The sequence below is a fragment of the Sphingomonas sp. PvP018 genome, from assembly GCF_017876865.1.
Lineage (GTDB): Bacteria > Pseudomonadota > Alphaproteobacteria > Sphingomonadales > Sphingomonadaceae > Sphingomonas > Sphingomonas aerolata.
The window spans coordinates 1,770,207-1,795,961 of sequence record NZ_JAGIOU010000001.1 but is presented as its reverse complement, the minus strand read 5'-3'; the positions used below and the strand labels follow the sequence as shown (position 1 = coordinate 1,795,961).

Below are 25,755 nucleotides of genomic sequence, written 5' to 3'. Positions count from 1 at the left end.
TTCCGCACCCCTTACGGTATGCGGATGGCCCGGCGGCTATCCCGGCAGGTCCGGGACAGCCGCGTAGGGATCACGCGTCGCTGCCCTCATAGGCCTCGACGACGCGGCCGACGATCGGGTGGCGGACGACGTCGCCGACGGTGAAGCGGCACATCGAGATGCTCTCGACCCCCTCCAGACGGCGGACCGCGTCGGCCAGACCCGAGGCGGCGACGCCGCCGGGAATGTCGACCTGCTTGGGATCGCCGCAGATCACCATCCGGCTATTCTGGCCGAAGCGCGTGAGGAACATCTTCATCTGCGCGGGCGTGGTGTTCTGCGCCTCGTCGAGGATCACGAACGCGTCGGCCAGCGTACGGCCGCGCATGAAGGCGATCGGTGCGACCTCGATCTCGCCGCTCGCGATGCGGCGTTCGACCTGCTCGGCGGGGAGGCAGTCGTAGAGCGCATCGTACAAGGGGCGGAGATAGGGATCGACCTTCTCCTTCATGTCGCCGGGAAGGAAGCCCAGCCGCTCGCCTGCTTCGACCGCGGGGCGCGACAGGATCAGGCGCTGGACGCTGCCGGTGATGAGCTGCTGGACCGCCTGTGCGACCGCGACATAGGTCTTGCCGGTGCCTGCCGGCCCGAGCGCGAAGATCATGTCGTTGCTGGTCAGCTCGCGCATGTAATGCGCCTGTGCCGGCGTGCGCGGGACGATCGTCTTCTTGCGCGTGCGGATCATGATCGGCGGGGCAGCGCCGCCGCCGGCATCGGCGCGGATGATGCCTTCGAGCACGGGTTCGTCGGCCATTGCGATCGACGCGTCGACGAGGCCGGTGTCGACATCCTCGCCGCGCTGGATCCGGGCATAGAGATCGTGGAGCACGTCGCGCGCCTTGGCGACCTGTTCCGCGGTGCCCTCCAGACCAATCTTGTTGCCGCGCGCGGTGATGTACACACCGAGGCGGTTTTCGAGCGCTACCAGATTCTGGTCGTACTGGCCGAAGAGCCGGACGAGGAGTTGGGGCTTGTCGAACAGCAGTTCGACTCGGGCGCGGTCACCGGACTGGGCGGGAACGGGTTTACGGCTCATGCGGTCCTTTCGGGGGCAGACGTGTCGGATCGGTGATTGGGTATGGTCGGGCCGGCACGCATCACGCCTGGGATGGCGTTCGACCAGAGATGAGCATGGGAGCCCGCGCGTTCAAGCGGCGCCGGGGCGCCTGGCTGGCGATGATTCGAGTCGCGTGGGCGAAGCTGCATCGACGGGGAGTGTGGCAGGGGATTCGGGTGGGGGACAGCGGTAGTTTTGGTGTGGTGTGCGAAGGCTGGGGGGGCGTTGCCTGAAAGCCTCAGCGGGTGGGGCGAGGTGCGCGATTCCCATGATTGGCATACCACCCCGGCGCAGGCCGGGGTCCAGTTGGGAAGGTCGATGTGACGGAGGATCGTCCGTCGTTATGTCCGTCTCCCAACTGGGCCCCGGCCTTCGCCGGGGTGGAAATCATGGGTGGTCGTCAGGCGGCCTGCGCGATGCGTTCGATGCCGGTGAGCGAATTGGGGCCGGCCGCCGCGAGCGTCACCTCCACCAGATCGCCGATCGCATGGTCGCCGATCAGGTGGACCGATTGCAGCCAGGGCGACTTGCCGATCAGCTGGCCGGGGAGCTTGCCGGGGCGTTCGAGCAGGACGGTGCAGGTGCGGCCGACGGTGGCGGCGTTGAACGCGTGCTGGTCGCGGTTGAGCGCGGCCTGGAGGCGCTGGAGACGCTCGTCCATCACCGCCTCGGGGACCTGCTCGACGATCGCGGCGGCGGGGGTGCCGGGGCGCGGGCTGTATTTGAAGCTGTAGGCCTGCGCATAGCCGACCGCGTCGACGAGGCTCAGCGTGTCCTCGAACTCGGCATCGGTCTCGCCGGGGAAGCCGACGATGAAGTCGCCCGACAGCGCGATGTCGGGGCGCACCGCGCGGACGCGGTCGAGCAGGCGGAGATAGGAGTCGCGGGTGTGCGACCGGTTCATCGCCTTCAGCACGCGGTCGCTGCCCGCCTGGACGGGGAGGTGGAGGAACGGCATCAGGCTCTCGACGTCGCGGTGCGCGTCGATCAGGCCCTGCGTCATGTCGTTGGGGTGGCTGGTCGTGTAGCGGATCCGTGCGAGGCCGGGGATGCGGTCGAGGTCGCGGATCAGGTCGTGGAGGCCGCGCGTGTCCTCGGACCAGGCGTTGACGTTCTGGCCGAGCAGCGTGATCTCGCGCGCGCCGGCGTCGACCAGCGCCTTGGCCTCGTCGACGATCGCCGCGAAGGGGCGGCTGATCTCGGCGCCGCGCGTGTAGGGGACGACGCAATAGGTGCAGAACTTGTCGCAGCCTTCCTGCACGGTCAGGAACGCGGACGGCGCGACTTTCCGGCGGGTCGGGAGCGCGCCGAACTTCGACAGCAGCGGCATGTCGGTGTCGAGCGACGGCGTACCTGCGGCCGCCTTGGCGACGAGGTCGGGGAGGTTGTGATAGGCCTGCGGGCCGACGACGACGTCGACCTTGGCGCGGGTGAAGATCTCCTGCCCCTCGGCCTGCGCGACGCAGCCGGCGACCGCGATCATCGGCGTCTTGCCGTTCTTGCGGAGCTGGTCCTTGCGCAGCCGGCCGATGTCCGAATAGACTTTTTCGGTCGCGCGTTCGCGGATGTGGCAGGTGTTGAGCACGACGATGTCGGCATCGACCGCATCGGCCTGGGTCAGCCCGTCGGCGGCCATCAGTTCGGCCATGCGCTCGCCGTCATAGACGTTCATCTGGCAGCCGAACGACTTGACGTGATAGGTCTTGGGTTTCGAGGTCATGCGCGCGCCGTACCAAATTTGTGTGCGTGGGGGGAGGGGCGTCTTCGGGGGTGGTGTCCGAGGGTGCCACGACATCAACTAACTGCACCTCCCCGGCGGAGGCCGGGGTCCAGTTGGGGGACGTTGCTGACTTAGGGCAACGCTTAGTTACTGCGGCCTTTCCAACTGGGCCCCGGCCTTCGCCGGGGTGGTGTTGGGGGCGGGGTGAGGGCAACGCGCTCCCCCCTTACAGTGTAGTCAGAGGGCTTCGATGCGGCGGCGGGCTTCGGTGGCTATGGCCTTGCGGTTGCCGAAATCGGCGGGGGCGAACGGCTCGGCGAAGTGCAAGGTCGCGACGAAGCTGCCGCGGCGTTTCAGGACGCGGGCGGCGTGGTGCTGGCCGGGTTCGTCGCCGACCCAGGCGAGTTCGTGCGTGGCGGGGCCATAGTCGATGCGGACCGGCTGGACGCGGACGCCGGGCGGGGGCGGGTCGAGCGCGGCGAGCAGCGCGGCCTTGAAGGGGAGGAGCGTGACGCCGTCGCCGGTCGTGCCCTCAGGGAAGAGCGTAACGGGCCAGTCGCGCGCGAGCGTGTCGCGGAGCTGCGCGATCTGCGCGGTCACCGCCATGCGATCGGCGCGGCTGACGAAGATGGTGGCGTTCAGCGTGCAGAGCCACCCGACCAGCGGCGCCCGGCGAAGCTCGGCCTTGGCGATGAAGGCGGTGCCGGTCGCGCCCGACAGCAGCAGAATGTCGATCCAGCTGAGATGATTGGCGACGAACACCACGTCATGGCGCAGCGGCGTGCCGACGATCCGTCGCCGCGCGCCGACGATCCGGCCGACCAGCCCGAGAAAGCGCGGCGGCCAGGGCGATCGCCGGCCGAACAGCCGCCACAGCCCGTGGACCGGCAGCGCGAGCAGCAGCGCGATCAGCAGCGCCGCGAGCCGCGCGACGAGACGCAGGCGCCCGATGGGATCAGTCCTTGCGGGTCAGCGCGACGCCGTAGAGTTCCATGCGGTGGTCGACGAGCCGGAAGCCGAGCTTCTCGGCGATCGCCTTTTGCAGCTGCTCAAGCTCGGGATCGACGAATTCGATCACTTTGCCGCTCTCGACGTCGATCAGATGGTCGTGATGCGCCTCGGGTGCGGGTTCGTAGCGCGCGCGGCCGTCGCCGAAATCATGGCGGTCGAGGATGCCCGCCTCCTCGAACAGCCGCACGGTGCGATAGACGGTCGCGATCGAGATGCCGGGGTCGATCGCCGAGGCGCGCTCATAGACCTTCTCGACATCGGGATGATCATCCGCTTCCGACAGGACGCGGGCGATGACGCGGCGCTGCTCGGTAATGCGCAGGCCCTTCTCGTTGCAGAGGGCTTCCAGATCGATCTTGCGCGGCATGTGTCATTCCCTTGGTAAACCTCCATGTAGGCGGTTAACGCTGTTGCGAAAAGGGATAGTGACTCGCAATAAGCCTCAGCTGCCGAGCGCGCGCGAATAGGTGTGCGCGTCATGCGCCACCCCCGACCGGCCGCGGTAATAGGCGCGGCGTTCGCCGACCTTGGCAAAGCCGTGCGCGGTGTAGAGTTGGACCGCCTCATTGCCCGCGCGCACCTCGAGATGCAGCGTGGCGACGTTGGCGGCGATGCAGTCGGCGATCACCGCGCCGACCAGCGCGGTGCCGATGCCGCGGCGGCGCGCATCGGTCGCGACCGCGATCAGCAGCAGCTCCGCCTCGTCGAGCACGGTCCGCGTCATCGCGAAGCCCGCGGGGCGATCGTCGACAAAGGCGAGGACGAGCTGGATGCCGGGCAGCGCGAGCACGCCGAGGCACTGGGTGCGCGTCCACGCCTCGCCGTACGCAGGGTCGAATGCGTCGCCCATCAGCGCGTCGACGATCGCGAGGTCGCGCGCGTCGCCCGCGCGCAGCACGACCGCGGACGCTGCGTCTTCGTCGGAGGGCGGGGGCACGGCGCGGGTCGCCATCAGCGCGGCACCGCCGGACGGACCGCGGCGGGCTTCGCATCGGGCGCGCGGCCATAGATCGGGACGGGCGGCAGCGCGGTAAGCGCATCAGGCAGCAGGATCGCGGCGCCCGCATCGGGCAGCGCCTCGGTCAGGTCGAGATCATCGGCGAGTGCGGCGAGCCAGCGCACGCCATTGCCGACCGCGCGCCGCCCCGCCAGCGCCGCGAGCGCCGCGTCGGGCTTCAGCGACACCATGTCGGTGCGCGGCGACAGATCGGCGGCAAAGCACTGCATGAAGACCTCGCCATGCCCGCCCTCTAAAACTACTGCAATATCATCGGTTAAGCGATCATCGAATCCCGCCGCGGCGACCAAAGGCAGCGACGAGAAGCCGGTGACCGTCGCCGACCAGCCGAGTGCCAGCCCGCGCGCGGCGGCGATGCCGACACGGACGCCGGTGAAGCTGCCGGGGCCGACATCGACGAGGATGCGGTCGGCGCGGCCGCCGCCGGGCAGCGCGGCGATCATCGGCACGAGCCGTTCGGCATGACCGCGTCCGACGACGTCATGCGTCCGCGCGACGATCACGCCATCATCGGCGAGCGCGACCGAACAGGCGGCGGTGGACGTCTCGATGATCAGCGTGCGCATATCGGTAATTCCTCTCCCCTCCGGGAAGAGGGCGTCATGTCAGGCGATGCTGTTGAACTTCGCGAAGTCGGGGCGTGGCGACCTGGCGAAGATCGTCGCGGGATCGCCATAGCCGAGCGTCGCGATGAAGTTGGTGCGGACCGCGGGCGTGTCAGCGAAGAACGCGGCATCGACCTTGTCCGCGTCGAACCCCGACATCGGTCCGGTGTCGAGCCCGAGCATCCGCGCGGCGATGATGAAATAGGCGCCCTGCAGCGTCGAATTCCGGAAGGCGGACGCCGCACGCAGTTCGGCGCTGCCCGTGAACCAGGACTTGGCGTCGACGTGCGGAAACAGTTCGGGCAGATGCTCGTGGAATTCGGTGTCCATGCCGATGATCACCGAGACGGGGGCGTTCAGGATCTTGGGCTGGTTCTGCGCGCTGCACGCCTCGGCGAGCTTCTGCTTCGATTCGTCGCTGACGCACCAGACCAGCCGCGCGGGCAGCTGGTTGGCGGACGTCGGGCCCCATTTCATCAGATCCCAGATCGCGTGCAGATCGGCCGTCGCGACCGGGCGGTCGGTATAGCCGTTATAGCTGCGCGCCTCACGGAAGACCGAGTCGAGCACGGCGTCGGGCTGCGGACCGCGCGGGGTCATCAGACGGCGCGCACTTCGGTGACTTCGGGGACGTAATATTTCAGCAGCTGCTCGATGCCGTTCTTGAGCGTCGCGCTCGACGAGGGGCAGCCGGCGCACGCGCCCTGGAGCTGGAGGAACACCTTGCCCTTGTCGAAGCCGCGATAGACGATGTCGCCGCCGTCATTGGCGACCGCGGGACGGACGCGCGTCTCGATCAGGTCGCGAATCTGCGCGACGATATCGGCATCGGCGGGGTCGTCGGTCAGCACGGTATCGTCGGACGGCACCGAGAAGCCAGCGCTCGCGGGGCGGAACAGCGGCATCGCAGCGGAGAAATGGTCGAGCATGATCGCGAGCACGTCGGGCTTCAGATCCGACCAGGCGACGCCGGGCGCGGCGGTCACCGAGACGAAGTCGCGCCCGAAGAACACGCCGGTCACGTCGCCGAGCCTAAAGATCGCATCGGCGAGCGAACTCGCCTCGGCCTCCTCGGGGGTGGCGAAGTCGCGGGTGCCGGACTCCATGACGGTGCGTCCCGGCAGGAACTTCAACGTCGCGGGGTTCGGGGTGGATTCCGTTTCGATCAGCATGGGGTGCATGTGGCGACGGGGGGCGGAGGGATCAAGCAAACTCTTCTTTGGCACCGGCATAGCGTTTGAGCGGCCGGATGCCGTCAGACGTCGAGCTGTTTTACCGCGGCGTTCCAGTCGCCGATGTTGCGGACCGCGTCCTGGACGAAGGCCGAGCGGCGGACGACGTTCAGGAAGGCGTCGGCGATCCACTTGCCCGGATTGCGCAGTGGCCGTTCGAACTGGATGAGCAGGACGACGCGCGTGCCGCTCGTGTCGTTCCAGACCGCGTGGTTGTAGGTGTCGTCGAACACCAGCGTCTCGCCCTCCGACCAGCGCACGGTGCGGTCGTGGACGCGCATCCGGACGTCGCCGTCGCGCGGTACGATCAGGCCGAGGTGACAGGTGATCAGCCCCTTGGTCACGCCGCGATGCTCGGGGATGTGCGTGCCGGGCGCGAGGATCGAGAAGAAGGCGCTGTTGAGGCCCGGGATCTGTGCGACGAGATCGCGCGTGCGCGGGCAGCGCACCAGATTCTCGTCGATCGGATAGCCATAGCCCCAGAGGAAAAACGAGCGCCACTTGTCGATCTCGGCGATCGCGCGGTGATCGGGCGAGATCGTCGCGAGGCTGGGCGAGGCCTCGCCGCGCAGCGCGACCGCGACCGCCTCGTCACGGATATCGCGCCAATGCTCGCGTAACATCTGCGTCCAGGCGAAGTCGCGGACGTCGAGCACCGGATCGTTCGAGACCAGCGACGAGCTTGCGATCAGCCGGTCGAACACGCCGCGCAGATGTTTGCCGACGCGGATGATCAGCGGCCGGCCGGGTTCCGCCGCGAGCGGCGCGCCGGGCCGGGGCGCACCCGAAATGACCGTCAGATCGGGGGTGCGGTGGGGGGTGCTGCGGTGATCACGACCAGAATTTCGCCACATTGCCGGACCCGTCGCGGTCCCGGTCTTCGCCCTGACTTCGGCTTGCATTCGCACTCCACTCTTCGTCGTTCGCTCGTACCGCGCGCCCGTATCCGCGCTTGCAGGTGATTGAGATAGCGCGGCTATGGGACGAAATGATGGCGCGGCGCGCGCGACGGGCACGGCGCTGGCGGTCGGCGGCCGGGGGCGCTACAGGACGGCATGGCGTTTACCCCCCGCGCGCTCGGCGCTCCCGTCTTCCTGTCGCTCGTGCTGTGCCTGGCGATCCCTGCCATCGGCCAATCGGGGACGCGGCCCGCGGCTCGCGCCAAGCCGCCCGCGGCGGCACCTGCCGCACCCGTCCAGCCGCAGACCGTGTCGATGCCCGGCGAGGCGCCGACGCTGCCGGGTCTGCCTGGGATCGACACGACCGCGTGGCTGTACAAGGGCAGCGATCTCACCCGCGACCCCGAATGGAAGTTCGGCACGCTGCCCAACGGGCTGCGCTTTGCCGTGCGCAAGAACGGCGTCCCGCCGGGCCAGGTGTCGGTCCGCGTGCGCGTCGATGCCGGGTCGCTGAACGAGAGCGACGCCGAGCGCGGCTATGCGCATTTCATCGAGCATCTGTCGTTCCGCGGGTCGAAATACGTCCCCGACGGCGAGGCCAAGCGCGTCTGGCAGCGGTTCGGCGCGACGTTCGGCTCGGATACCAACGCGCAGACCACGCCCGTCTCGACGACGTACAAGCTCGACCTGCCCTCGGCGAGCGAGGCGGGGCTCGACGACAGCCTGAAGATCCTGTCGGGGATGATGGAGCAGCCGGTGCTGACCGATGCGACGGTCACCGCCGAGCGCCCGGTGGTGCTCGCCGAACAGCGCGAGCAGCCAGGACCCCAGGTGCGGATCGGCGATGCGATCCGTTCGACCTTCTTCGCCGGCCAGCCGCTCGCGGACCGGTCGCCGATCGGCAGCATCAAGACGCTCGAGGCGGCGACGGGGGCGAGCATCAAGGCGTTCCACGATCGCTGGTACCGGCCCGAGAACACCGTCGTCATCATTTCGGGCGACATGGATCCGGCGCTGTTCGGACGGCTGATCGTCAAGAACTTCGCGGACTGGAAGCCGGTCGGCGCGTTCACCGCGGCGCCCGATTTCGGCAAGCCCGATCCCGCCGCCCCCGCCGCACAGGCGATCGCCGAACCGTCGCTGCCCGCGGTCGTCACGCTCGGCGTGGTCCGGCCCTGGGTGTACAAGGACGACACCGCGATCATGAACCAGACGCGGCTGGTCGACGTGCTGGCGACGCGGCTGATCAGCCGGCGGCTGGAGACGCGCGCGCGCGCCGGTGGCAGCTATCTCCAGGCGGGGGTGTCGATCGACGACGTGTCGCGGTCGGCGAACCTGACCAGCGTCAACATCGTGCCGATCGGGACCGACTGGGAAGCGGCGCTGAAGGACGTGCGCGCGGTGATCGCCGACGCGCAGACCAATGCGCCGAGCCAGGCCGAGGTCGACCGCGAATATGCCGATTTCGACACGATCATGCGCACCCAGGTCGAGACCGCGCGGGTCGAGGCGGGCGCGCGTCAGGCCGACGACATGGTCGGTGCGCTCGACATCCGCGAGACCGTCGCGGGGCCGGAGACGTCGTACAAGATCCTGCAGGATGCCAAGGCGAAGGGCATGTTCACGCCCGCCACGCTGCTCGCGGCGTCGAAGCGGATCTTCGAGGGGACCGCGACGCGCGCGCTGGTCAACACGATCACGCCTGACCCCGCCGCTTTGGCCAAGCTCGAGACCGCGCTGAAGGCCGATGTCTCGGGTCTCGCGGGGCTGCGTCGCCAGCAGAATGCGGTGACGTTCGCCGCGCTGCCGCCGCTGGGCAAGCCCGGCGTCGTGGCGTCGCGCGAAAAGATCGCCGCGTTCGACATGGAGCAGGTGACCTATGCCAATGGCACCCGCCTGCTGCTGTTCCCCAATACGGGCGAGACCGGCCGCGTCTATGTCCGCGTCCGGTTCGGTCGCGGTTACAGCGCGATCCCGGCTAACAAGCCGAGTCCGGCCTGGGCGGGCGACCTCGCGCTGGTCGCGGGCGGGATCGGCAAGCTCGACCAGGGCGATCTCGACCAGCTGACCGCCGGGCGTCGCATCGGCCTCGACTTCGGGATCGACGACGACGCGTTCACGCTGGGCGCGCTGACCTCGCCTGCGGATTATGCCGACCAGCTGACGCTGATGGCCGCCAAGCTCGCCTTCCCGGCGTGGGATGCAGCGCCGGTCGCGCGGGCGCGGGTCGCGGCGCTGGCGGCGTTTGCGGGCTATGAGTCGTCGCCCGACGGCGTGCTGTCGCGCGATCTGGAGAAGCTGTTGCGCGCGGGCGATCCGCGCTGGGGCACGCCGTCGCGCGAGTCGGTCGAGGCGCTCAACGCCAAGGACTTCCGCAAGTTCTGGGAGCCGCTGCTCAAGACCGGGCCGATCGAGGTGTCGGTGTTCGGCGACGTGAAGAGCGAGGAGGCGATCGCCGCGGTCGCCAAGAGCTTCGGCGCGATCGCCGCGCGCTCCGCGTCGACCGCGGTGGCGGCGCCGGTGCGCTTCCCCGCGCATGTCGCGACCCCGGTGATGCGCACGCATACCGGCCCGCAGAACCAGGCGGCGGCGGTCATCGCCTGGCCGACCGGGGGCGGGATCGAGGCGATCACCGAGAGCCGTCGCCTCGACGTGCTCGCGCAGGTGTTCGCCGACCGGCTGTTCGAGCGGCTCCGCCAGGCGGCGGGCGCGAGCTACAGCCCGAACGTGCAGAGCCAGTGGCCGACCGGGATGAACAGCGGCGGTCGCCTCGTCGCGATCGGCCAGGTCGCGCCGGAAAAGGTCGCGTTCTTCTTCGAGACCGCGCGCAAGATCGCCGCCGAGCTCGTCTCGACGCCGATCGCCGATGACGAGCTGCAGCGGATCAAGCGGCCGATGGGGCAGTACATCATGCGCGCCTCGACCGGGAACCAGTTCTGGATGCAGCAGCTCGGCGGGGCGACCTATGATCCGCGGCGGATCGACGCGACCAAGCGGATCGCCGAGGACCTTGTGTCGACGACGCCCGCCGACCTGCAGGCGGTCGCGGCGAAATATCTGCGCCCCGACCGCGACTGGACGATGGCAGTCGTGCCCGCCGCGGCGCCCAAGTCGGCGGCGAAATAAGCGGACCGGGAGGGCGCGTGTCGGTCGGTGCGCGCCCTTCGCCGAAGAAAATATCCTCGCGCAACGTCGGGCGGCGGGGATCGATCCGCACCACCGGATCGATCGTCATGCCGCGGGCGTTTGAACCTGATTCATACCCGGGAGTGTATTGATGAAGAAGACGTGGTTAGCGCTGGCGGTTGCCGGCGGATTGGGCGTGTCCGCCTGTTCGGGCGCGCCGTCGACCGATGCGGTCGATAACAATGCGATGAGCACGGCGGGCGTATCGCTGCGCAATCTGGGCGAAACCGAAGTCGCAGCGCCGGCGCCGCCCGCGCTGACGGTCAAGGGCGACCTGATCCCGACCCCGTCGGACACCGCCTCGCGCTATTTCCTGCTGCGTGAGCGCCGGGCGATCGGCGGCACGGTGATCGCGATCATCCGCCAGGAGCATGCCGGCCGCGTCGCCTATGCCCGCACCGAGGTCGATTGCGAGCGTCGCCTGTTCCATGTCCTAGGCGTCGCGCCGCGCCGTTCGCTGGTCGAGACGAGCATCGCCTATGACGGTCCGTTGCGGCCGATCGCCGGGCTGCCGCTGCGCGAGGAGCTGGCGACCTATGTCTGCAAGCGCAGCAACCTTCCGCTGGGCGCAGCCTGAGGGGGCGGGGGGCCAATGTGGCCCCCCATTCGTCAGCCCTTGAGGTAGAGCGCGTCGAGCCGGTCGCCGTACGCCTGGCGGATGACGTGACGGCGGATCTTGAGGCTGGGCGTCAGCTGTTCGTTCTCGATCGTGAACGGCCCGTCCGCCAGCACGAAACGGCGGACGCGTTCGGTGACGGTCAGATCCTTGTTCACGCGTTCGATTGCGTGGCCCAGCGCGGTGCGGAACTCGCTATTCTCGGCCAGCCTGCTGAAATTGCACGCATCGCCGTTCGACGCGCACCATTGCTGCGTCCATTCGGGATCGGGCACGATCAGCGCGACCATATAGGGGCGCTTGTCGCCGGCGATCATCGCCTGGACGATCTCGGGCTGGAGCGTCAGCATCCCCTCGATCTTCTGCGGGGCGACATTGTCGCCCTTGTCGTTGATGATCAGGTCCTTCTTGCGGTCGGTGATGCGGATGCGCCCCTGCGCGTCGATCTCGCCGACGTCGCCGGTGTGCAGCCAGCCGTCCTTCAGCACCTTCGCGGTCTCGGCGTCATTGCGCCAATAGCCGTGCATGACGAGCTCGCCGCGGACCAGGATCTCGCCATCCTCGGCGATCCGCACCTCGGTATCCTTGAGCGGCGGGCCGACCGAATCCATCCGCACGCCCGCCTTGGGGCGGTTGCACGAGATGACGGGCGCGGCCTCGGTCTGACCATAGCCCTGGAGGAAGGTGAGGCCGATCGATTCGAAAAACAGCCCGACCTCCGGGTTGAGCGGCGCGCCGCCCGAGATCATCGCCTTCAGCCGGCCGCCGAACTTCTTGGCGATCTTGGGCTTGAACAGCGTCGCGACGGCGGCCTGCGCCGGCCGGTCGATCAGGCGGAGCTTGCCCGCATAGCGCCTGGCGCCGATGTCGAGCGCGCGGGCAAGCAGATAGGCCGACGCGCCGCCCTGTTTCTCGATCGTCTTCGAGATGCGCGTGCGCAGCACCTCGAACAGGCGGGGGACGACGAACATGATCGTCGGGCGCGTTTCCTCGATGTTCGCGGCGAGCTTTTCGAGGCCTTCGGCATAATAGATCTGGCCGCCCAAGGAGATCGGGAAATGCTGGCCGCCGGTATGTTCATAGGCGTGGCTCAAGGGGAGGAACGACAGGAAGACCTCGTCGTCCCAGCCGAAATCCTCCGAGATGACGGCGGCGCAGCCCGCGCAATTGTGCAGGATTGCGCCGTGATGCTGCATCACGCCGCGCGGCGCGCCGCCGGTGCCCGAGGTGTAGATGATGCAGGCGAGATCGTCGCGGGTGAAGGTCGCGCGCGCCGCCGCGGTCTCGGGCGTGGTCGGGTGCGCGGCGATCAGCGCCTGCCAGTTGTGGAAGTCGATCGCGGCGGGAACGCGCATGTCCTCGAGCCCGATCACGATCTGCGCCTGGTTCGAGCGCAGGACGGCGGGGAGCACCGTCTTTGCCAGCTTGGCGGTCGAGACGAAGATCGCGCAGGCGCCCGCATTCTCGATGATGTGCAGGTGATCGCGTTCGGTGTTGGTGACATAGGTCGGCACCGTCACGCAGCCCGCGGCCATGATCGCGAGGTCGCTGAGGCACCATTCGGGGCGATTCTCGCTGACCAGCATCACCCGGTCGCCGCGTTTGAGCCCGATCGCGGTGAGGGCCGTGGCGAGGCTCGCCACCTGCCGCGCGGCGTCGGCCCAACTGGTCGCCACCCAGGCGCCGCTCTGCTTGGTCCAGAGGAACGGCGAGTCGCCCCTCTCCGCGGCGCGCGCGAAGAACATGGTGACGAGGTTGGGAAAGGGTTCGAGCTGGCGGGGCATGGTCTCTCCTGGGGCGCTCTTGCGAACTGTGTCCCCTCGCGGGGCCGCTCGGTCTTTGGTGCGGTATAGTCTGCTAACGGTCCGTCGTCATTCCCGCGGAGGCGGGAACCCATATTGGCTGACCGGCATGTGGGGTCACCGACGTCAGCGCCTATGGATCCCCGCCTGCGCGGGGATGACGACAAAGGGGCGGGGCATGCTATTCCGGTGCGCGCTGGAGGGCGCCGACGCGCTGGATCTGTGTCACGGTGCCGTCCTGCGCGATTCCGACGCCTTCGCTGCGCGGGTCCGCCGCGCCGACCCAGCGGCCGTTCACCCGCTCGACCGCGTTCGCCTTCAGGCCGAGCGCGGTGACCTGCACCGTCTCGCCGAGCGCCTGAAGCGCGGGGATCATCGCCTCGCGCTCGGTGCCCTTCTCGACCGCGGCGACATGGCCGGGCGCGTAGATCAGGCCGAGCGCGATCGAATCCTGCGCGGACAGTTTCCAGTCGACGACGCCGATGATCGCTTTCGCGACCTGCGCGATGATCGTCGAGCCGCCTGCCGCACCGACCGCGAGCCGGACCTTGCCGTCGGGGCCGTAGACGATCGTCGGCGACATCGAGCTGCGCGGGCGCTTGCCGCCCTCGACGCGGTTGGCGACGAGATAGCCGTTCTTTTCAGGCACGGTGTCGAAGTCGGTGAGCTGGTTGTTGAGCACGGTGCCGTCGACGGTCAGGCCCGAGCCGAAATAGCCCTCGACCGTGGTCGTCACCTCGACGACGTTGCCGCGCGCATCGGCGACCGCGAGGTCGGTGGTGCCGGGGACTTCGCTGACCGGGGCGGATTGCCGGGCCGGGGCGCCGGGGGGCGAGCCGGCGCTGACGCTGGCCATCGTCGTGGTCGGCTGGATCAGCGCCGAGCGCGTGGCGAGATAGGCGGGGTCGAGCATGCCCTTGACCGGCACCGACACGAAATCGGGATCGCCGACATAGAGGTCGCGGTCGGCATAGGCGAGCCGCGAGCTTTCGGCGAACAGGTGCCACGCCTGTGGACTGTCCTTGCCGAGCTTGGCCATGTCGAAGCGTTCGAGCTGTTTCAGGATCATCAGCACGGCGATGCCCCCCGAGGAGGGCGGGCCCATGCCGCAGATGCGGTGGACGCGGTAGGTGACGCAGACCGGCGGGCGGGTCTTCGCGTCATAGCTGGCGAGGTCGCCGGTCGTCATCTTCGACGGGTTGCGCGCGGCGGTGTTGACCGTGGTGACGATCTTCTGCGCCTCGGGTCCGACATAGAAGCTGTCGGCGCCGCGCGCGGCGATCCGCTGGAGCAAGGCGGCCTGGGCGGGGTTCCTGATCATCGCGCCGATCGCGACGGGCGATCCGTCGGGGGCGGAAAAGAGCGTGCGCGTTTCGGGGGTGATGTGGCCGCCATACGCCTTCATCCCGTTGACGAGTCGCGGCGACGCCTTGAAGCCATTGGTCGCGAGCCGGATCGCGGGGTCGAACAACCGCGCCCAGGGGAGCTTGCCCGACGCGCGGTGCGCGAGCGCCATGCCGCGCAGCGCGCCGGGGACGCCGACGCTGCGACCGCCCGGGACCGCGTCGCGGTGGCTGAGCGGGGTGCCGTCGGCGGCGTAGAACCAGCGCGGATCGGCGGCGGCGGGGGCCTTTTCGCGCGCGTCGATCGTGCTGAGCCCGCCATTCGCCGCGTGGCTGACCCAGAAGCTGCCGCCGCCGATCCCCGAGCTTTGCGGTTCGACGACGTTGAGCGCGAGCATCGTCGCGATCGCCGCATCGGTCGCGCTGCCGCCCGCGCGCAGGATCTCGACCCCCGCGGCGGCGGCGCGGGGATCGGCGGCGCTGACCATGCCCTGGTCCTTCGCCGGGGCGGGGGTGGGGGCGGTCCGGCGGGCTTCGGCGGTGGCGGTGGGGAGGAGGAGCGCGAGCGCGAGGAGGGGAGTCTTCATCGCGTGCGAATCTAGCGCGGATCGGGTGGGTGGCAAGGCGTCCGCCGCAAACTCGCCGTCATCCTGGGTTGAGCCCAGGATGACGAAGTGTGTCAGCGGGCGTCGACGCCGATCGCGTCGGCGATGGTGGCGAAGCCGTCGCGGGTGAGCAGCGCGTCGAGCTCGCGCAGCATCCGTGCGGGGAGGCCGGGGCCTTCATAGACCAGGGCTGTGTAGAGCTGGACGAGGCTCGCGCCCGCGCGGAGGCGGGCATAGGCTTCCGCACCGCTGCCGATGCCGCCGACCGAGATCAGCGGGATCGCGGCGCCGGTCGCCTTGCGGAAGTCGGCGAGGCGCTGGCGGGCGAGCGGGGCGAGCGGGGCGCCCGACAGGCCGCCGGTTTCCGTCGCGTTCGCCGAGCGCAGGCCGGGGCGGCCGATCGTCGTGTTGTTGACGATCAGCGCGTCGATCCGGTTGTCGATCGCGGCGCGGGCGATGTCGTCGATGTCGGCGGGCTCGAGGTCGGGCGCGACCTTCAGGAAGATCGGCGTGGTGCCCTTGGCGGCGGTGCAGGCGGCGAGCAGATCGCGCAGTGCTGCGCCATGTTGCAGATCGCGCAGGCCGGGGGTGTTGGGCGAGCTGATGTTGATCGTGATGTAATCGGCGTGCGGCGCGGCGCGGGTGACGCCGTGGACGTAATCCGCGGTGCGATCGGTCGCGTCCTTGTTCGCGCCGACGTTGATGCCGAGCACGCCCTTGCCGCGGCCGTGCGCCTTCGCCCGGTCGAGCGCCGCGTCGAGGCCGCCATTGTTGAAGCCGAGGCGGTTGATCACCGCGCGGTCTTCGGGGAGGCGGAAGATGCGCGGCTTCGGGTTGCCGGGCTGGGGCAGGGGGGTGAGCGTGCCGATCTCGACGCTGCCGAGCCCGAGCCCGAAGAACCCGTCGATCGCGCGACCGTCCTTGTCGACGCCTGCCGCGAGCCCGACCGGGTTGGGGAAGGCGATCCCCGCCACGCTGGTCGCAAGCCGCGGGACGGATGGGGCGAGCGGCGTGCCCGCCTTGCCCCAGGCGGCGAGCGCGGCGATCGTCAGGCCATGCGCGCGTTCGGCGTCGAGGCGGAAGAGAAGCGGGTGGTAGAAGGCCATGCGCGCTCTTACCCAGATCGGCTGGGGCGGCCAAACCCTTCTTCCGTCATTCCCGCGCAGGCGGGAATCCATCCGTCCGCAGGCGCAAACGGTAGAGTGGATTCCCGCCTCCGCGGGAATGACGAGGTGGACTCAGTTGCGAGTCGTTAGCACTGGCGGACGGGTTGACGCTGCCCCCCGCAAAGCCCATTTGTCAATCGGATCATATCGGTCCGATTGGACTCACGAAGCACCATGCGTCTTTCCAGCCTAGCCGACTATGCGGTCGTGATGATGAGCGCCGCGGCGCGTCATTGCGGTGGTATCGCGCGGCTGAACGCGACGCTGCTGAGCGAGGAGACCGGCGTGCCGCTGCCGACCGTGCAGAAGCTGGTCAGCCGCTTGTCGGCGGCGGGTCTGATCGAGAGCACGCGCGGGACCGGCGGCGGGTTTCGCCTGTCGCGGCCGCCTGCGTCGATCTCGCTCGCCGACATCATCGAGGCGGTCGAGGGCCCGATCGCGCTGACCGCGTGCGTCGACGGTGCGGCGCAGGATTGCTGCATCGACCAGACGTGCAAGGTGAAGCCGCACTGGAACGCGGTCAACGGCGCAGTCCGCGGCGCACTTGCCGACGTGACGCTCGCCAGCCTTTTGCAAGTCCCGAATTCGCCGGTGCCCGCATGACGCGCGCAGCGCCTACCCCTTTCCTTCGCGCCTTTGCGCCTTCGCGTGAGAAGAGTCTGTTCACGCGAAGCCGCGAAGGCGCGAAGACATTAGAGAGCCGCGTTGCGGCGGAGATGGAATGATGGCTACCCGGAACGCAGAGGCATACGCCGCCGCGAACAAGACGTACGAGTGGGGCTTCTCCTCGGACATCGAACAGGAATTCGCGCCCAAGGGGCTGTCGGAAGACACGGTGCGCTTCATTTCCGCCAAGAAGGGCGAGCCGCAGTGGATGCTCGACTGGCGGCTGAAGGCGTTCGCGCTGTGGCAGACGATGGAGGCGCCCGACTGGTCGAAGCTCAACGTGCCGCCGATCGATTATCAGGACGCCTATTACTATGCGGAGCCCAAGGCGAAGCCGAAGCTGGGGAGCCTCGACGAGGTCGATCCCGAGATCCTGCGCGTCTATGAAAAGCTCGGCATCCCGATCGGCGAGCAGAAGATGCTCGCGGGCGTGGTCGAGGATCCGCTGAACGAGGACGGCACGCCGAAGCGCCGCGTCGCGGTCGACGCGGTGTTCGACAGCGTCTCGGTCGCGACGACGTTCCGCAAGGAATTGGAGGCCGCGGGGGTGATCTTCCGCTCGATCTCCGAGGCGATCAAGGAATATCCCGACCTGGTCCGCAAGTGGCTCGGCAAGGTCGTGCCGCAGCGTGACAATTACTTCGCGACGCTGAATTCGGCGGTCTTCTCCGACGGGACGTTCGTCTACATCCCCGAGGGCGTGCGCTGCCCGATGGAGCTGTCGACCTATTTCCGGATCAATGCCGAGAATACCGGGCAGTTCGAACGCACGCTGATCGTCGCCGACAAGGGCAGTTACGTCTCCTATCTCGAAGGCTGCACCGCGCCGATGCGCGACGAGAACCAGCTGCACGCGGCGGTCGTCGAACTCGTCGTGCTCGACGATGCCGAGATCAAGTACTCGACCGTGCAGAACTGGTATCCAGGCGACGAGAACGGCGTCGGCGGGATCTACAATTTCGTTACCAAGCGCGCGCTGTGCCAGGGCAAGAACTCGAAGGTCAGCTGGACGCAGGTCGAGACCGGCAGTGCGATCACGTGGAAATATCCGTCGTGCGTGCTGGCGGGCGACGGCTCGGTCGGCGAATTCTATTCGGTCGCGGTGACGAACAATCGCCAGCAGGCCGATACCGGCACGAAGATGATCCACCTCGGCAAGAACACGCGGTCGACGATCGTGTCGAAGGGGATTTCGGCCGGGCGGTCGGACAACACCTATCGCGGGCTGGTGCGCGTCGCACCGACCGCGGAGGGCGTGCGCAACTTCACCCAGTGCGACAGCCTGCTGCTCGGCGACCAGTGCGGCGCGCATACCGTGCCCTATATCGAGGTCCGCAACCCCTCCGCGCAGATCGAGCATGAGGCGACGACGTCGAAGATCTCCGAGGACCAGCTGTTCTACGCGATGTCGCGCGGGCTGGATGCGGAGGCGGCGGTCGCGCTGATCGTCAACGGCTTCGCGCGCGAGGTGTTGCAGCAGCTGCCGATGGAGTTCGCGGTGGAAGCGCAGAAGCTGCTGGGGATTTCGCTGGAAGGGTCGGTGGGGTGATCCCCGCCCGTCATCCCGCTGGCGCGGGCATGACGGGACAGCGCTGGCGCAGGACGCACCGCGGAAATTTAGAGATTTGGAATTGGGCAGAATTCGATGCTGAAAATTGAAAACCTTCATGCCGAGATCGACGGCAAGGAAATCCTCAAGGGACTCTCGCTCGAGGTGAATGCGGGCGAGGTGCACGCGATCATGGGGCCGAACGGCGCGGGCAAGTCGACGCTGGGCTATGTGCTCGGCGGGCGGCCTGGGTACGAGGTCACGTCTGGTTCGGTGACGTTCGACGGCGTCGACCTGCTCGAGCTCGAGGCGCATGAGCGCGCCGCGGCGGGCGTGTTCCTCGGCTTCCAGTATCCGGTCGAGATCCCCGGCGTGTCGAACGTCCAGTTCCTGCGCGAGGCGCTCAACGCCCAGCGCGCGACGCGGGACGAGAAGGCGCTGTCGGGCGGCGAGTTCCTGAAGCTCGCGCGCGGGCAGGCGGATCTGCTCGGGATGGATTACGACATGCTCAAGCGGCCGGTGAATGTCGGCTTTTCGGGCGGCGAGAAGAAGCGCAACGAGATGGTGCAGATGGGCATCGTCAACCCGAAGTTCGCGATCCTCGACGAGACGGATTCCGGCCTCGACATCGATGCGCTGCGCGTCGTCGGCGACGGCATCAACCGCATCATGCGCGCGCCCGACAAGGCGGTGCTGCTGATCACGCATTATCAGCGGCTGCTCGACTATGTGGAGCCGGACTTCGTCCATGTGCTCGCCGACGGGCGCATCGTCCGGTCGGGCGGCAAGGAACTCGCGCAGCAGCTCGAGAGCGAAGGCTATGTGGGGATCGCCGCATGACCATGGTTCGCGCCGCAGGCGTAGATAGAAGAAGTCTGGTTCGCGCGGAGGCGCGGAGGCGCGGAGGTGGTGTCGCCTCGTCTGCGCTCCCGCGGGTCTTTACGGGCCGGGATTTTAGGGCCCTTGCGGGCAAAGCCTCCCCTCTTCTCCGCGTCTCCGCGCCTCCGCGTGAACCCATCTTCTTTTCGAGGAGCGTATGATGGCCGCGGTTATGGAGCTTCCCTCCACGCGCGAGGAGTCGTGGCGCTGGGGTGATCCGGCGGCGATTGCGGCGGCGGCGGGGTTGCCGCGGGGTGAGGCGCCGGCGGGCGCGTGGTTCCTCGAGCTTGAGGGCGCGCGGGCGGTGTTCGTCGATGGCGTGCTGGATGAAGGTCGCAGCGATCTGCGGCATGTCGCGATCGCGCCGCTCGAGGGTGGCACCCATGTGCTGGGCGCGCGGACGACCGGTCATGGCTGGTCGCTGCGCGTCGAGGCGCACGCTTCGGCGGAGCTGATCCAGATCGTCCATATCGCGACCGGGGGCGAGAACCATGTTCCCGCCGAGATCGTGCTTGCGGACGGCGCGCAGGCGTCGGTGATCGAGACCTATGTCGGGACCGGCTGGTCGAACCGGTCGACGCGGATGATGCTGGGCGCGGGCGCGAAGCTGACGCGCGCGGTGCGGTTGCTGCAGACCGCGGGCTTCGTGTCGGTGCGCGACGAGGCCGATGTCGGCGCGGGCGCGAGCCTGATCGTGACGATGCTGGGCGCGGGCGATGCGGGGACGCGGATCGACGGCGCGATCACCGTGTCGGGCGACGATGCGTTTGCCGAATATGGCGGCGCGCTGCTGACGCGGCGCGATCAGCGGCAGGAATGCGCGCTGTCGGTGCGGCATGCCGCGCTGAACGGGCAGAGCAAGCAGATCTGGCGCGCGGTCGCGGCGGACACGTCGACCGCGAGCCTTGCGGCGCGCGTCGAGGTGGCGCGCGATGCGCAGAAGACCGACGGCGTGCAGTCGTTGCGCGGGCTGCTGCTCAAGCGGACCGCGACGGTCAATCTGAAGCCCGAGCTCGAGATCTTCGCCGACGACGTGAAGTGCGCGCACGGCGCGACGGTCGGTGAGCTCGACCAGCGCGCGCTGTTCTACATGCAGAGCCGCGGCATCCCGCATGCCAAGGCGCAGGCGCTGCTGACGCGTGCGTTCGTCGGCGATGCGTTCGCGCAGATCGCGGACGAGACGGTGCGCGACGCGTTCGTCGCGGACGCGGATGCGTGGCTGGAGGCGGCATTATGACTCTGACGCTCGAAACGCGCCCGCTCGACCGGGTGTCGGACTTTCCGGCTATCCCCGAGGGCTGGGCGTATCTCGATACCGCCGCCACCGCGCAGAAGCCGCAGCCTGTGGTCGACGCGATCACGCGGGCGTACGGCGAGACCTATGCGACCGTGCACCGCGGTGTGTACCAGCGCTCCGCCGACATGACCGTCGCGTACGAGGCGGCGCGGGGGGCGGTGGCGCGGTTCATCGGCGCGGGATCGCCCGACGAAATCGTGTTCGTGCGCGGCGCGACCGAGGCGATCAACTTGGTCGCGACCTGCTGGGCGGGGACCCAGCTGAAGGCGGGCGACCGCATCCTGTTGTCGATGCTCGAACATCATTCGAACATCGTGCCGTGGCAGATGATCGCCGAGGCCCGCGGTGTCGCGATCGACGTGCTGCCGCTGACCGAAGACCACCGCATCGATCTCGACGCGATGGAGCGGATGATCACGCCCGCGCACAAGCTGGTCGCGCTCGGCCATGTGTCGAACGTGCTCGGCTCGGTGCTCGATGCGAAGCGCGCGACGGAGATCGCGCATTCGGTGGGGGCGAAGATCCTGCTCGACGGCTGCCAGTCGGTGCCGCGGATCGCGGTCGACGTGTCTGCGATCGGCTGCGATTTCTACGTGTTCTCGGGCCACAAGCTGTACGGCCCGACCGGGATCGGCGTGCTGTGGGCAAAGCCCGAGCTGCTCGACGCGATGCCGCCCTATCAGGGTGGCGGGTCGATGATCGACAAGGTGTCGTTCGCGAAGACGACTTATGCGCCAGCGCCGGGACGGTTCGAGGCGGGAACGCCGCATATCGTCGGCGCGCTCGGGCTGCATGCGGCGATCGACTATGTCGAGAGCATCGGGCTGGCGGCGATCCATGCGCATGAGACGGCGCTGGTCACCGCGACGCGCGAGGCGCTGTCGGGGATCAATTCGGTGCGGCTCTACGGCCCGGCGGATTCGGCGGGGATCGTCTCGTTCACGATCGAAGGGGTTCATCCGCACGACATCGGCACCATATTGGACGAAGAGCGCGTCGCGATCCGGGCTGGCCATCATTGCGCACAGCCGCTGATGGAGATGCTGGGCGTCGAGGCGACGGCCAGGGCGAGCTTCGGTGTCTATAACGGTCCGGCAGACGTGGATGCGCTGGTGCGCGGTATCGCGCGAGTAACGAGGATATTTGGATGAGCGATCGGTTCGAGATCGAGGAAGTCGAGGCGGTGCAGTCGCCGCCCAAGGCGCGTGTCGTGCTCGACACCGACGGCGATGCGGAGCGCAAGCGCGACTATCTCGCCGGGTTCCTGGCGCAGAAGCCGCAGGTGGACTCCCCCGGCGAACCGGGCGGCGCGGTCTATGATGCGATCATCGACGCGCTGAAGGACATCTATGATCCCGAGATCCCGGTGAACATCTATGACCTGGGGCTGATCTACGGCGTCGAGGTGACCGAGGACGGGCATGCGGTCGTCACGATGACGCTAACCACGCCGAACTGTCCGGTCGCGGAATCGATGCCGATGGAGGTCGAGATGCGTGTCGGCGCGGTCCCGGGTGTCGGTGTCGCCGAGGTGAACCTGGTCTGGGATCCGGCGTGGGATCCGCAGAAGATGTCCGACGAGGCGAAGCTCGAACTGGGCATGCTGTGACCCTTTACGGCCTCCAACGTCCGTTCGTCCTGAGCGTAGTCGAAGGACCTGCCGGGCGCTTCCCCCCTGTGCTTCGACTACGCTCAGCACGAACGGAGCTTTGATCATGGCGACGACATTACGAGCACGGCCCGCGGCGCTGAACCTGACCGCGACCGCGCATGCGCGGATCGCGGACCTGATGGCGCGCGCGCCGGAGGAGTCGATCGGAGTCAAGCTGTCGACGCCCAAGCGCGGCTGTTCGGGGCTCGCTTATTCGGTCGATTATGTGAGCGAGGCCAAGCCGTTCGACGAGCGGATCGACACGCCTGGCGGCACGCTGTTCGTCGATGGCGGATCGATATTGTACCTGATCGGCTCGACGATGGACTGGGTCGAGGACGACTTCACCGCCGGGTTCGTGTTCCAGAACCCCAACGCCAAGGGTGCGTGCGGGTGCGGGGAGAGCTTCACGGTTTGAGCTGAAGGCGGAGTGTTCGGTCCCTAATCCTTGATCGTCATCCCCGCGGACGCGGGGATCCATAACGGCAGACCGTGGTGATGGACCGCGAGCGTTAGCCAGTATGGCTTCCCGCCTTCGCGGGAATGACGGTAGAGGTTGGGGGCGTTACCGTCATACGGCCGCCCGGCCGGGCAAAGGTTGCTGACGGGACGGACCGCGTTACAAGGGCCGCGCCAACTGGACCCCGGCGCCTTGCCGGGGTGGCGCGCTGGACCGAACGGAATGATCCGCGTCCAGATGACGAGGGGATCTACGTGGCCAGTCTGTTTCGCCGAAAAATCGTCACCGAGCAGCCGCCCGAGCATCAGCTCGCGCGGACCTTGTCATGGCCGCATCTGGTGGCGATGGGCGTGGGCGGGATCGTCGGCACGGGGATCCTGACGCTGATCGGCGTCGGGGCGGGACTCGCGGGCCCCGCGGTCATACTGTCATTCATCATCGCCGGCGGGATCTGTGCCTGCGCCGCGCTCGCCTATGCCGAGATGGCGACGATGATCCCCGCGTCGGGCAGTGCGTATACCTACAGCTATGTCGTGCTCGGCGAGCTGATCGCCTGGGTGATCGGCTGGAGCCTCATCCTCGAATATTCGCTGGTGGTATCGACCGTCGCGGTCGGCTGGTCGGGTTATGCTGCACCCTTGCTGCGCGGCGCGTTCGGGTTTCCCGAGGCGCTGACGCTCAGCCCCGAACTCGGCGGCGTACTGAACGTCCCGGCGATCGTGATCATCGCGGCGGTTGCAGGCGTGCTGTCGTTCGGGACGCGCGAGAGTGCGACGCTGAACGCGGTGCTGGTGGCGGTGAAGATGATCGCGCTGACCGTGTTCGTGTTCATCGCGCTCCATTATTTCAACAGCGCGAACCTGCAGCCGTTCATGCCCTATGGCTTCCCCAAGGCGGTCCAGCCCGACGGCGCCGAGCGCGGCGTGATGGCGGCGGCGGCGATCATCTTCTTCGCATTCTACGGGTTCGACGCGATCTCGACCGCGGCGGAAGAGACGAAGAATCCGGGCCGCGACCTTGCGATCGGCATCCTCGGGTCGATGGTGGCGTGCATCGCGATCTATATCCTCGTCGCGGTCGCCGCTGTAGGCGCGCTGTCCTACACACGGTTCGCAGGCTCGGCCGAGCCGCTGGCGCTGATCCTGCGCGAGATCGGGCGGCCGGGGTTCGCGACGTTCCTGGGCGCGTCGGCGGTCATTGCGCTACCGACCGTGCTGCTCGCCTTCCTGTTCGGGCAGAGCCGGATCTTCTTCACGATGGCGCGTGACGGCTTGCTGCCGCTGGGCCTTGCCAAGGTGTCGAAGCGCGGTGCGCCGGTGCGGATCACCTGGATTACCGCGGCGATCGTCGCGGTGATCGCGGGGCTGTTGCCGCTGGCCGAGATCGCCGCGCTGGCCAATGCCGGCACGCTCGCGGCGTTCGTCGCGGTGTGCGCCTGCATGCTGGTGATGCGCCGCCGCGCGCCTGATGCGGTGCGGACGTTCCGCGCGCCGGCCGCGACGCTCGTGGGCATCGTCGGCATCCTCGGCTGCCTGTACCTGTTCTTCAGCCTGCCCTCGAAGACACAACTCTATTTCGGGCTGTGGAACCTGCTCGGGCTGGTGATCTACTTCGTCTACGCCCGACCGCGGGCGCTGGCCGAATGAGCGGCTGGACGATCGGGATCATCGGCGGTTCGGGGCTCTATGCGGTCGAGGGAATCGAGGACGGGCGCTGGCAGACGGTGGAAACACCCTGGGGTGCGCCGTCGGATGCGATCTATACCGGGCGGGTCGGGCCTGTCGGGGTGGCTTTCCTGCCGCGGCACGGGCGGGGGCACCGGATTTCGCCGTCCGAGCTCAATGCGCGCGCGAATATCGATGCGATGAAGCGGCTGGGCGTGACCGATGTGCTGGCGGTGTCGTCGGTCGGGTCGCTGGTCGAGGCGCGGCCGCCGGGGAGCTTCACGATCGTCGACCAGTTCATCGACCGGACCAAAGGGCGGGTGTCGAGCTTCTTCGGCACGGGCCTGGTCGCGCATGTCTCGATGGCGGACCCGGTATGTCCACGCCTGTCGGGCCATGCCGCCGATGCCGCGCGTCAGGCCGGTGCGCAGGTCGACGACCGCGGCACCTATTTGGCGATGGAGGGGCCGCAATTCTCGACGCGCGCGGAGAGCCGGCTCTACCGCCAATGGGGGTGCGACGTGATCGGGATGACCGCGATGCCCGAGGCGAAACTCGCGCGCGAGGCGGAGCTGCCCTATGCGCTGGTCGGGATGGTGACCGACTATGACTGTTGGCGCGAGGAGGCGGCGGGGGTCGATGTCGCGGAGGTAATTGCGCAGCTCGGCGCGAATGCGGCGAAAGCGCGGGCGATGGTGATGGCGTTGCTGCGCGGGCTGCCGGCGGAGCGTCCGGCATCGCCGATCGATACGTGTCTCGACAGTGCGATCATCACGGCGCAGGGCGCGCGGGATCCAGTGCTGGTGGCGAAGCTCGACGCGGTGGCGGGGCGGGCGCTCTAGCGGCGGCGTGACGCGCGAGGCTCTGGGTCTTGACGTTCGTCAGGATGACGGTTCGGGGAGGTGGTGGTCTGCCACCGGGTGCGGTGATCGGCGGAAGAATTGCGGCGATCCGAGGACTCCGACACATTGGTGCAACATATCGGCGCGATGAGGTGGGGGTCGCCGCTCCCTCTCCCCCTGTGGACGGCGACGTGGCCGGGTTGTTCCCCCTCCCGGTCCCTCCCTGAACTACGGGGCGACCGTCATGGTCGCCCCGCTTTTTTCTGCCGGGCCTGGGTCGCGTTCGAGACGCGCCGTCCGCCACGCTCCTGACCTGAAACACGTCATCCCAGCGAAGGCCGGGATATCCCTCGTGGGGGGCGACATGCGCCTCACGGGGATATTCCGGCTTTCGCTGGGATGACGGTAGTTCAGGGGGCAGGCGTCGCCCCGGATTGCGCCGGGACGA

At 68.3% G+C, this 25,755-nt stretch carries 23 protein-coding genes; 11 read left to right on the top strand and 12 right to left on the bottom strand.

All coding sequences use genetic code 11. From position 1 onward, the window contains the following. Window positions 1–70: 70 nt before the first annotated feature. The 9 genes from J3A66_RS07790 to J3A66_RS07750 form a co-directional block, all read right to left on the bottom strand. Entirely contained in the window at window positions 71–1,075 is a 1,005-nt protein-coding gene (locus tag J3A66_RS07790) for a PhoH family protein (protein WP_192098902.1), read from the bottom strand. Window positions 1,076–1,496: 421 nt separating this feature from the next. Further along, window positions 1,497–2,816 carry a tRNA (N6-isopentenyl adenosine(37)-C2)-methylthiotransferase MiaB gene (gene miaB / locus J3A66_RS07785; RefSeq protein WP_107931923.1) on the bottom strand — a complete coding sequence of 440 codons (1,320 nt, stop codon included), beginning with the start codon at window positions 2,814–2,816 and terminating at the stop codon, window positions 1,497–1,499. A gap of 237 nt (window positions 2,817–3,053) precedes the next feature. After that, on the bottom strand, window positions 3,054–3,578 hold the full coding sequence (locus J3A66_RS07780) for a lysophospholipid acyltransferase family protein (protein ID WP_236558978.1): 525 nt from the start codon (window positions 3,576–3,578) through the stop codon (window positions 3,054–3,056). Window positions 3,579–3,771: 193 nt separating this feature from the next. After that, the gene (locus tag J3A66_RS07775) at window positions 3,772–4,194 is read right to left on the bottom strand and encodes a Fur family transcriptional regulator (protein ID WP_031394622.1); all 423 of its coding nucleotides are present in this window, start codon (window positions 4,192–4,194) and stop codon (window positions 3,772–3,774) included. Window positions 4,195–4,269: 75 nt separating this feature from the next. Beyond that, entirely contained in the window at window positions 4,270–4,779 is a 510-nt protein-coding gene (locus J3A66_RS07770; RefSeq protein WP_209568107.1) for a GNAT family N-acetyltransferase, read from the bottom strand. After that, window positions 4,779–5,411: a tRNA (adenosine(37)-N6)-threonylcarbamoyltransferase complex dimerization subunit type 1 TsaB gene (gene tsaB / locus J3A66_RS07765; RefSeq protein WP_209568105.1), complete on the bottom strand. Its 633-nt coding sequence runs from the start codon at window positions 5,409–5,411 to the stop codon at window positions 4,779–4,781. Before tsaB ends, J3A66_RS07770 begins: the two co-directional genes overlap by 1 nt. A 39-nt stretch (window positions 5,412–5,450) precedes the next feature. Then, entirely contained in the window at window positions 5,451–6,050 is a 600-nt protein-coding gene (locus J3A66_RS07760) for a malonic semialdehyde reductase (protein ID WP_209568103.1), read from the bottom strand. Then, the gene (locus J3A66_RS07755; RefSeq protein WP_031396534.1) at window positions 6,050–6,622 is read right to left on the bottom strand and encodes a NifU family protein; all 573 of its coding nucleotides are present in this window, start codon (window positions 6,620–6,622) and stop codon (window positions 6,050–6,052) included. Before J3A66_RS07755 ends, J3A66_RS07760 begins: the two co-directional genes overlap by 1 nt. An 83-nt stretch (window positions 6,623–6,705) precedes the next feature. Further along, complete coding sequence (locus J3A66_RS07750) at window positions 6,706–7,584, bottom strand: aspartyl/asparaginyl beta-hydroxylase domain-containing protein (protein ID WP_209568101.1); 879 nt, start codon at window positions 7,582–7,584, stop codon at window positions 6,706–6,708. Window positions 7,585–7,737: 153 nt separating this feature from the next. Here J3A66_RS07750 and J3A66_RS07745 point away from each other — a divergent pair, with 153 nt between their 5' ends. Then, entirely contained in the window at window positions 7,738–10,707 is a 2,970-nt protein-coding gene (locus J3A66_RS07745) for an insulinase family protein (RefSeq protein WP_209568099.1), read from the top strand. A 151-nt stretch (window positions 10,708–10,858) separates the two neighbouring features. Then, window positions 10,859–11,344 carry a hypothetical protein gene (locus J3A66_RS07740; RefSeq protein ID WP_037531841.1) on the top strand — a complete coding sequence of 162 codons (486 nt, stop codon included), beginning with the start codon at window positions 10,859–10,861 and terminating at the stop codon, window positions 11,342–11,344. Window positions 11,345–11,376: 32 nt separating this feature from the next. Here the strand turns inward: J3A66_RS07740 and J3A66_RS07735 are convergent, their stop codons facing one another. From J3A66_RS07735 to J3A66_RS07725, 3 genes are all read right to left on the bottom strand, one after another. After that, window positions 11,377–13,167, bottom strand: a complete 1,791-nt coding sequence (locus J3A66_RS07735; RefSeq protein WP_209568097.1) for a long-chain fatty acid--CoA ligase — start codon at window positions 13,165–13,167, stop codon at window positions 11,377–11,379. A 199-nt stretch (window positions 13,168–13,366) separates the two neighbouring features. Then, window positions 13,367–15,115, bottom strand: coding sequence for a gamma-glutamyltransferase (ggt, locus tag J3A66_RS07730; protein WP_209568096.1), 1,749 nt, complete (start codon window positions 15,113–15,115; stop codon window positions 13,367–13,369). A gap of 92 nt (window positions 15,116–15,207) precedes the next feature. Next, window positions 15,208–16,239 (bottom strand): quinone-dependent dihydroorotate dehydrogenase, encoded by a 1,032-nt coding sequence (locus J3A66_RS07725; RefSeq protein WP_209568094.1) that lies wholly within the window; start codon window positions 16,237–16,239, stop codon window positions 15,208–15,210. A gap of 234 nt (window positions 16,240–16,473) precedes the next feature. Here J3A66_RS07725 and J3A66_RS07720 point away from each other — a divergent pair, with 234 nt between their 5' ends. The 9 genes from J3A66_RS07720 to mtnP all read left to right on the top strand — a co-directional run bounded on the left by J3A66_RS07720 (window position 16,474) and on the right by mtnP (window position 25,307). Beyond that, complete coding sequence (locus tag J3A66_RS07720; protein WP_031396624.1) at window positions 16,474–16,902, top strand: SUF system Fe-S cluster assembly regulator; 429 nt, start codon at window positions 16,474–16,476, stop codon at window positions 16,900–16,902. Between the two features lie 121 nt (window positions 16,903–17,023). After that, complete coding sequence (gene sufB, locus J3A66_RS07715) at window positions 17,024–18,514, top strand: Fe-S cluster assembly protein SufB (RefSeq protein ID WP_056020496.1); 1,491 nt, start codon at window positions 17,024–17,026, stop codon at window positions 18,512–18,514. A gap of 96 nt (window positions 18,515–18,610) precedes the next feature. Next, window positions 18,611–19,354 carry a Fe-S cluster assembly ATPase SufC gene (gene sufC / locus J3A66_RS07710; RefSeq protein WP_031441058.1) on the top strand — a complete coding sequence of 248 codons (744 nt, stop codon included), beginning with the start codon at window positions 18,611–18,613 and terminating at the stop codon, window positions 19,352–19,354. A gap of 199 nt (window positions 19,355–19,553) precedes the next feature. Next, window positions 19,554–20,630, top strand: coding sequence for a SufD family Fe-S cluster assembly protein (locus tag J3A66_RS07705; RefSeq protein ID WP_209568092.1), 1,077 nt, complete (start codon window positions 19,554–19,556; stop codon window positions 20,628–20,630). Continuing rightward, entirely contained in the window at window positions 20,627–21,841 is a 1,215-nt protein-coding gene (locus J3A66_RS07700; RefSeq protein ID WP_209568090.1) for a cysteine desulfurase, read from the top strand. Before J3A66_RS07705 ends, J3A66_RS07700 begins: the two co-directional genes overlap by 4 nt. Beyond that, window positions 21,838–22,299: an SUF system Fe-S cluster assembly protein gene (locus J3A66_RS07695; protein ID WP_031395029.1), complete on the top strand. Its 462-nt coding sequence runs from the start codon at window positions 21,838–21,840 to the stop codon at window positions 22,297–22,299. Before J3A66_RS07700 ends, J3A66_RS07695 begins: the two co-directional genes overlap by 4 nt. A gap of 106 nt (window positions 22,300–22,405) precedes the next feature. Continuing rightward, on the top strand, window positions 22,406–22,759 hold the full coding sequence (locus J3A66_RS07690) for an iron-sulfur cluster assembly accessory protein (RefSeq protein WP_031441054.1): 354 nt from the start codon (window positions 22,406–22,408) through the stop codon (window positions 22,757–22,759). A gap of 296 nt (window positions 22,760–23,055) precedes the next feature. Next, on the top strand, window positions 23,056–24,447 hold the full coding sequence (locus J3A66_RS07685) for an amino acid permease (protein WP_209568088.1): 1,392 nt from the start codon (window positions 23,056–23,058) through the stop codon (window positions 24,445–24,447). After that, window positions 24,444–25,307, top strand: a complete 864-nt coding sequence (gene mtnP, locus J3A66_RS07680) for an S-methyl-5'-thioadenosine phosphorylase (RefSeq protein ID WP_209568086.1) — start codon at window positions 24,444–24,446, stop codon at window positions 25,305–25,307. Before J3A66_RS07685 ends, mtnP begins: the two co-directional genes overlap by 4 nt. Window positions 25,308–25,755 lie beyond the last annotated feature (448 nt).

Coding starts and splice junctions, on each gene's coding strand:
- J3A66_RS07790 (WP_192098902.1), bottom strand. CDS start 1,075: ATGAGCCGTAAACCCGTTCCCGCCCAGTCCGGTGACCGCGCCCGAGTC.
- miaB (WP_107931923.1), bottom strand. CDS start 2,816: ATGACCTCGAAACCCAAGACCTATCACGTCAAGTCGTTCGGCTGCCAG.
- J3A66_RS07775 (WP_031394622.1), bottom strand. CDS start 4,194: ATGCCGCGCAAGATCGATCTGGAAGCCCTCTGCAACGAGAAGGGCCTG.
- J3A66_RS07770 (WP_209568107.1), bottom strand. CDS start 4,779: ATGGCGACCCGCGCCGTGCCCCCGCCCTCCGACGAAGACGCAGCGTCC.
- tsaB (WP_209568105.1), bottom strand. CDS start 5,411: ATGCGCACGCTGATCATCGAGACGTCCACCGCCGCCTGTTCGGTCGCG.
- J3A66_RS07760 (WP_209568103.1), bottom strand. CDS start 6,050: ATGACCCCGCGCGGTCCGCAGCCCGACGCCGTGCTCGACTCGGTCTTC.
- J3A66_RS07755 (WP_031396534.1), bottom strand. CDS start 6,622: ATGCTGATCGAAACGGAATCCACCCCGAACCCCGCGACGTTGAAGTTC.
- J3A66_RS07750 (WP_209568101.1), bottom strand. CDS start 7,584: ATGCAAGCCGAAGTCAGGGCGAAGACCGGGACCGCGACGGGTCCGGCA.
- J3A66_RS07745 (WP_209568099.1), top strand. CDS start 7,738: ATGGCGTTTACCCCCCGCGCGCTCGGCGCTCCCGTCTTCCTGTCGCTC.
- J3A66_RS07740 (WP_037531841.1), top strand. CDS start 10,859: ATGAAGAAGACGTGGTTAGCGCTGGCGGTTGCCGGCGGATTGGGCGTG.
- J3A66_RS07735 (WP_209568097.1), bottom strand. CDS start 13,167: ATGCCCCGCCAGCTCGAACCCTTTCCCAACCTCGTCACCATGTTCTTC.
- ggt (WP_209568096.1), bottom strand. CDS start 15,115: ATGAAGACTCCCCTCCTCGCGCTCGCGCTCCTCCTCCCCACCGCCACC.
- J3A66_RS07725 (WP_209568094.1), bottom strand. CDS start 16,239: ATGGCCTTCTACCACCCGCTTCTCTTCCGCCTCGACGCCGAACGCGCG.
- J3A66_RS07720 (WP_031396624.1), top strand. CDS start 16,474: ATGCGTCTTTCCAGCCTAGCCGACTATGCGGTCGTGATGATGAGCGCC.
- sufB (WP_056020496.1), top strand. CDS start 17,024: ATGGCTACCCGGAACGCAGAGGCATACGCCGCCGCGAACAAGACGTAC.
- sufC (WP_031441058.1), top strand. CDS start 18,611: ATGCTGAAAATTGAAAACCTTCATGCCGAGATCGACGGCAAGGAAATC.
- J3A66_RS07705 (WP_209568092.1), top strand. CDS start 19,554: ATGGCCGCGGTTATGGAGCTTCCCTCCACGCGCGAGGAGTCGTGGCGC.
- J3A66_RS07700 (WP_209568090.1), top strand. CDS start 20,627: ATGACTCTGACGCTCGAAACGCGCCCGCTCGACCGGGTGTCGGACTTT.
- J3A66_RS07695 (WP_031395029.1), top strand. CDS start 21,838: ATGAGCGATCGGTTCGAGATCGAGGAAGTCGAGGCGGTGCAGTCGCCG.
- J3A66_RS07690 (WP_031441054.1), top strand. CDS start 22,406: ATGGCGACGACATTACGAGCACGGCCCGCGGCGCTGAACCTGACCGCG.
- mtnP (WP_209568086.1), top strand. CDS start 24,444: ATGAGCGGCTGGACGATCGGGATCATCGGCGGTTCGGGGCTCTATGCG.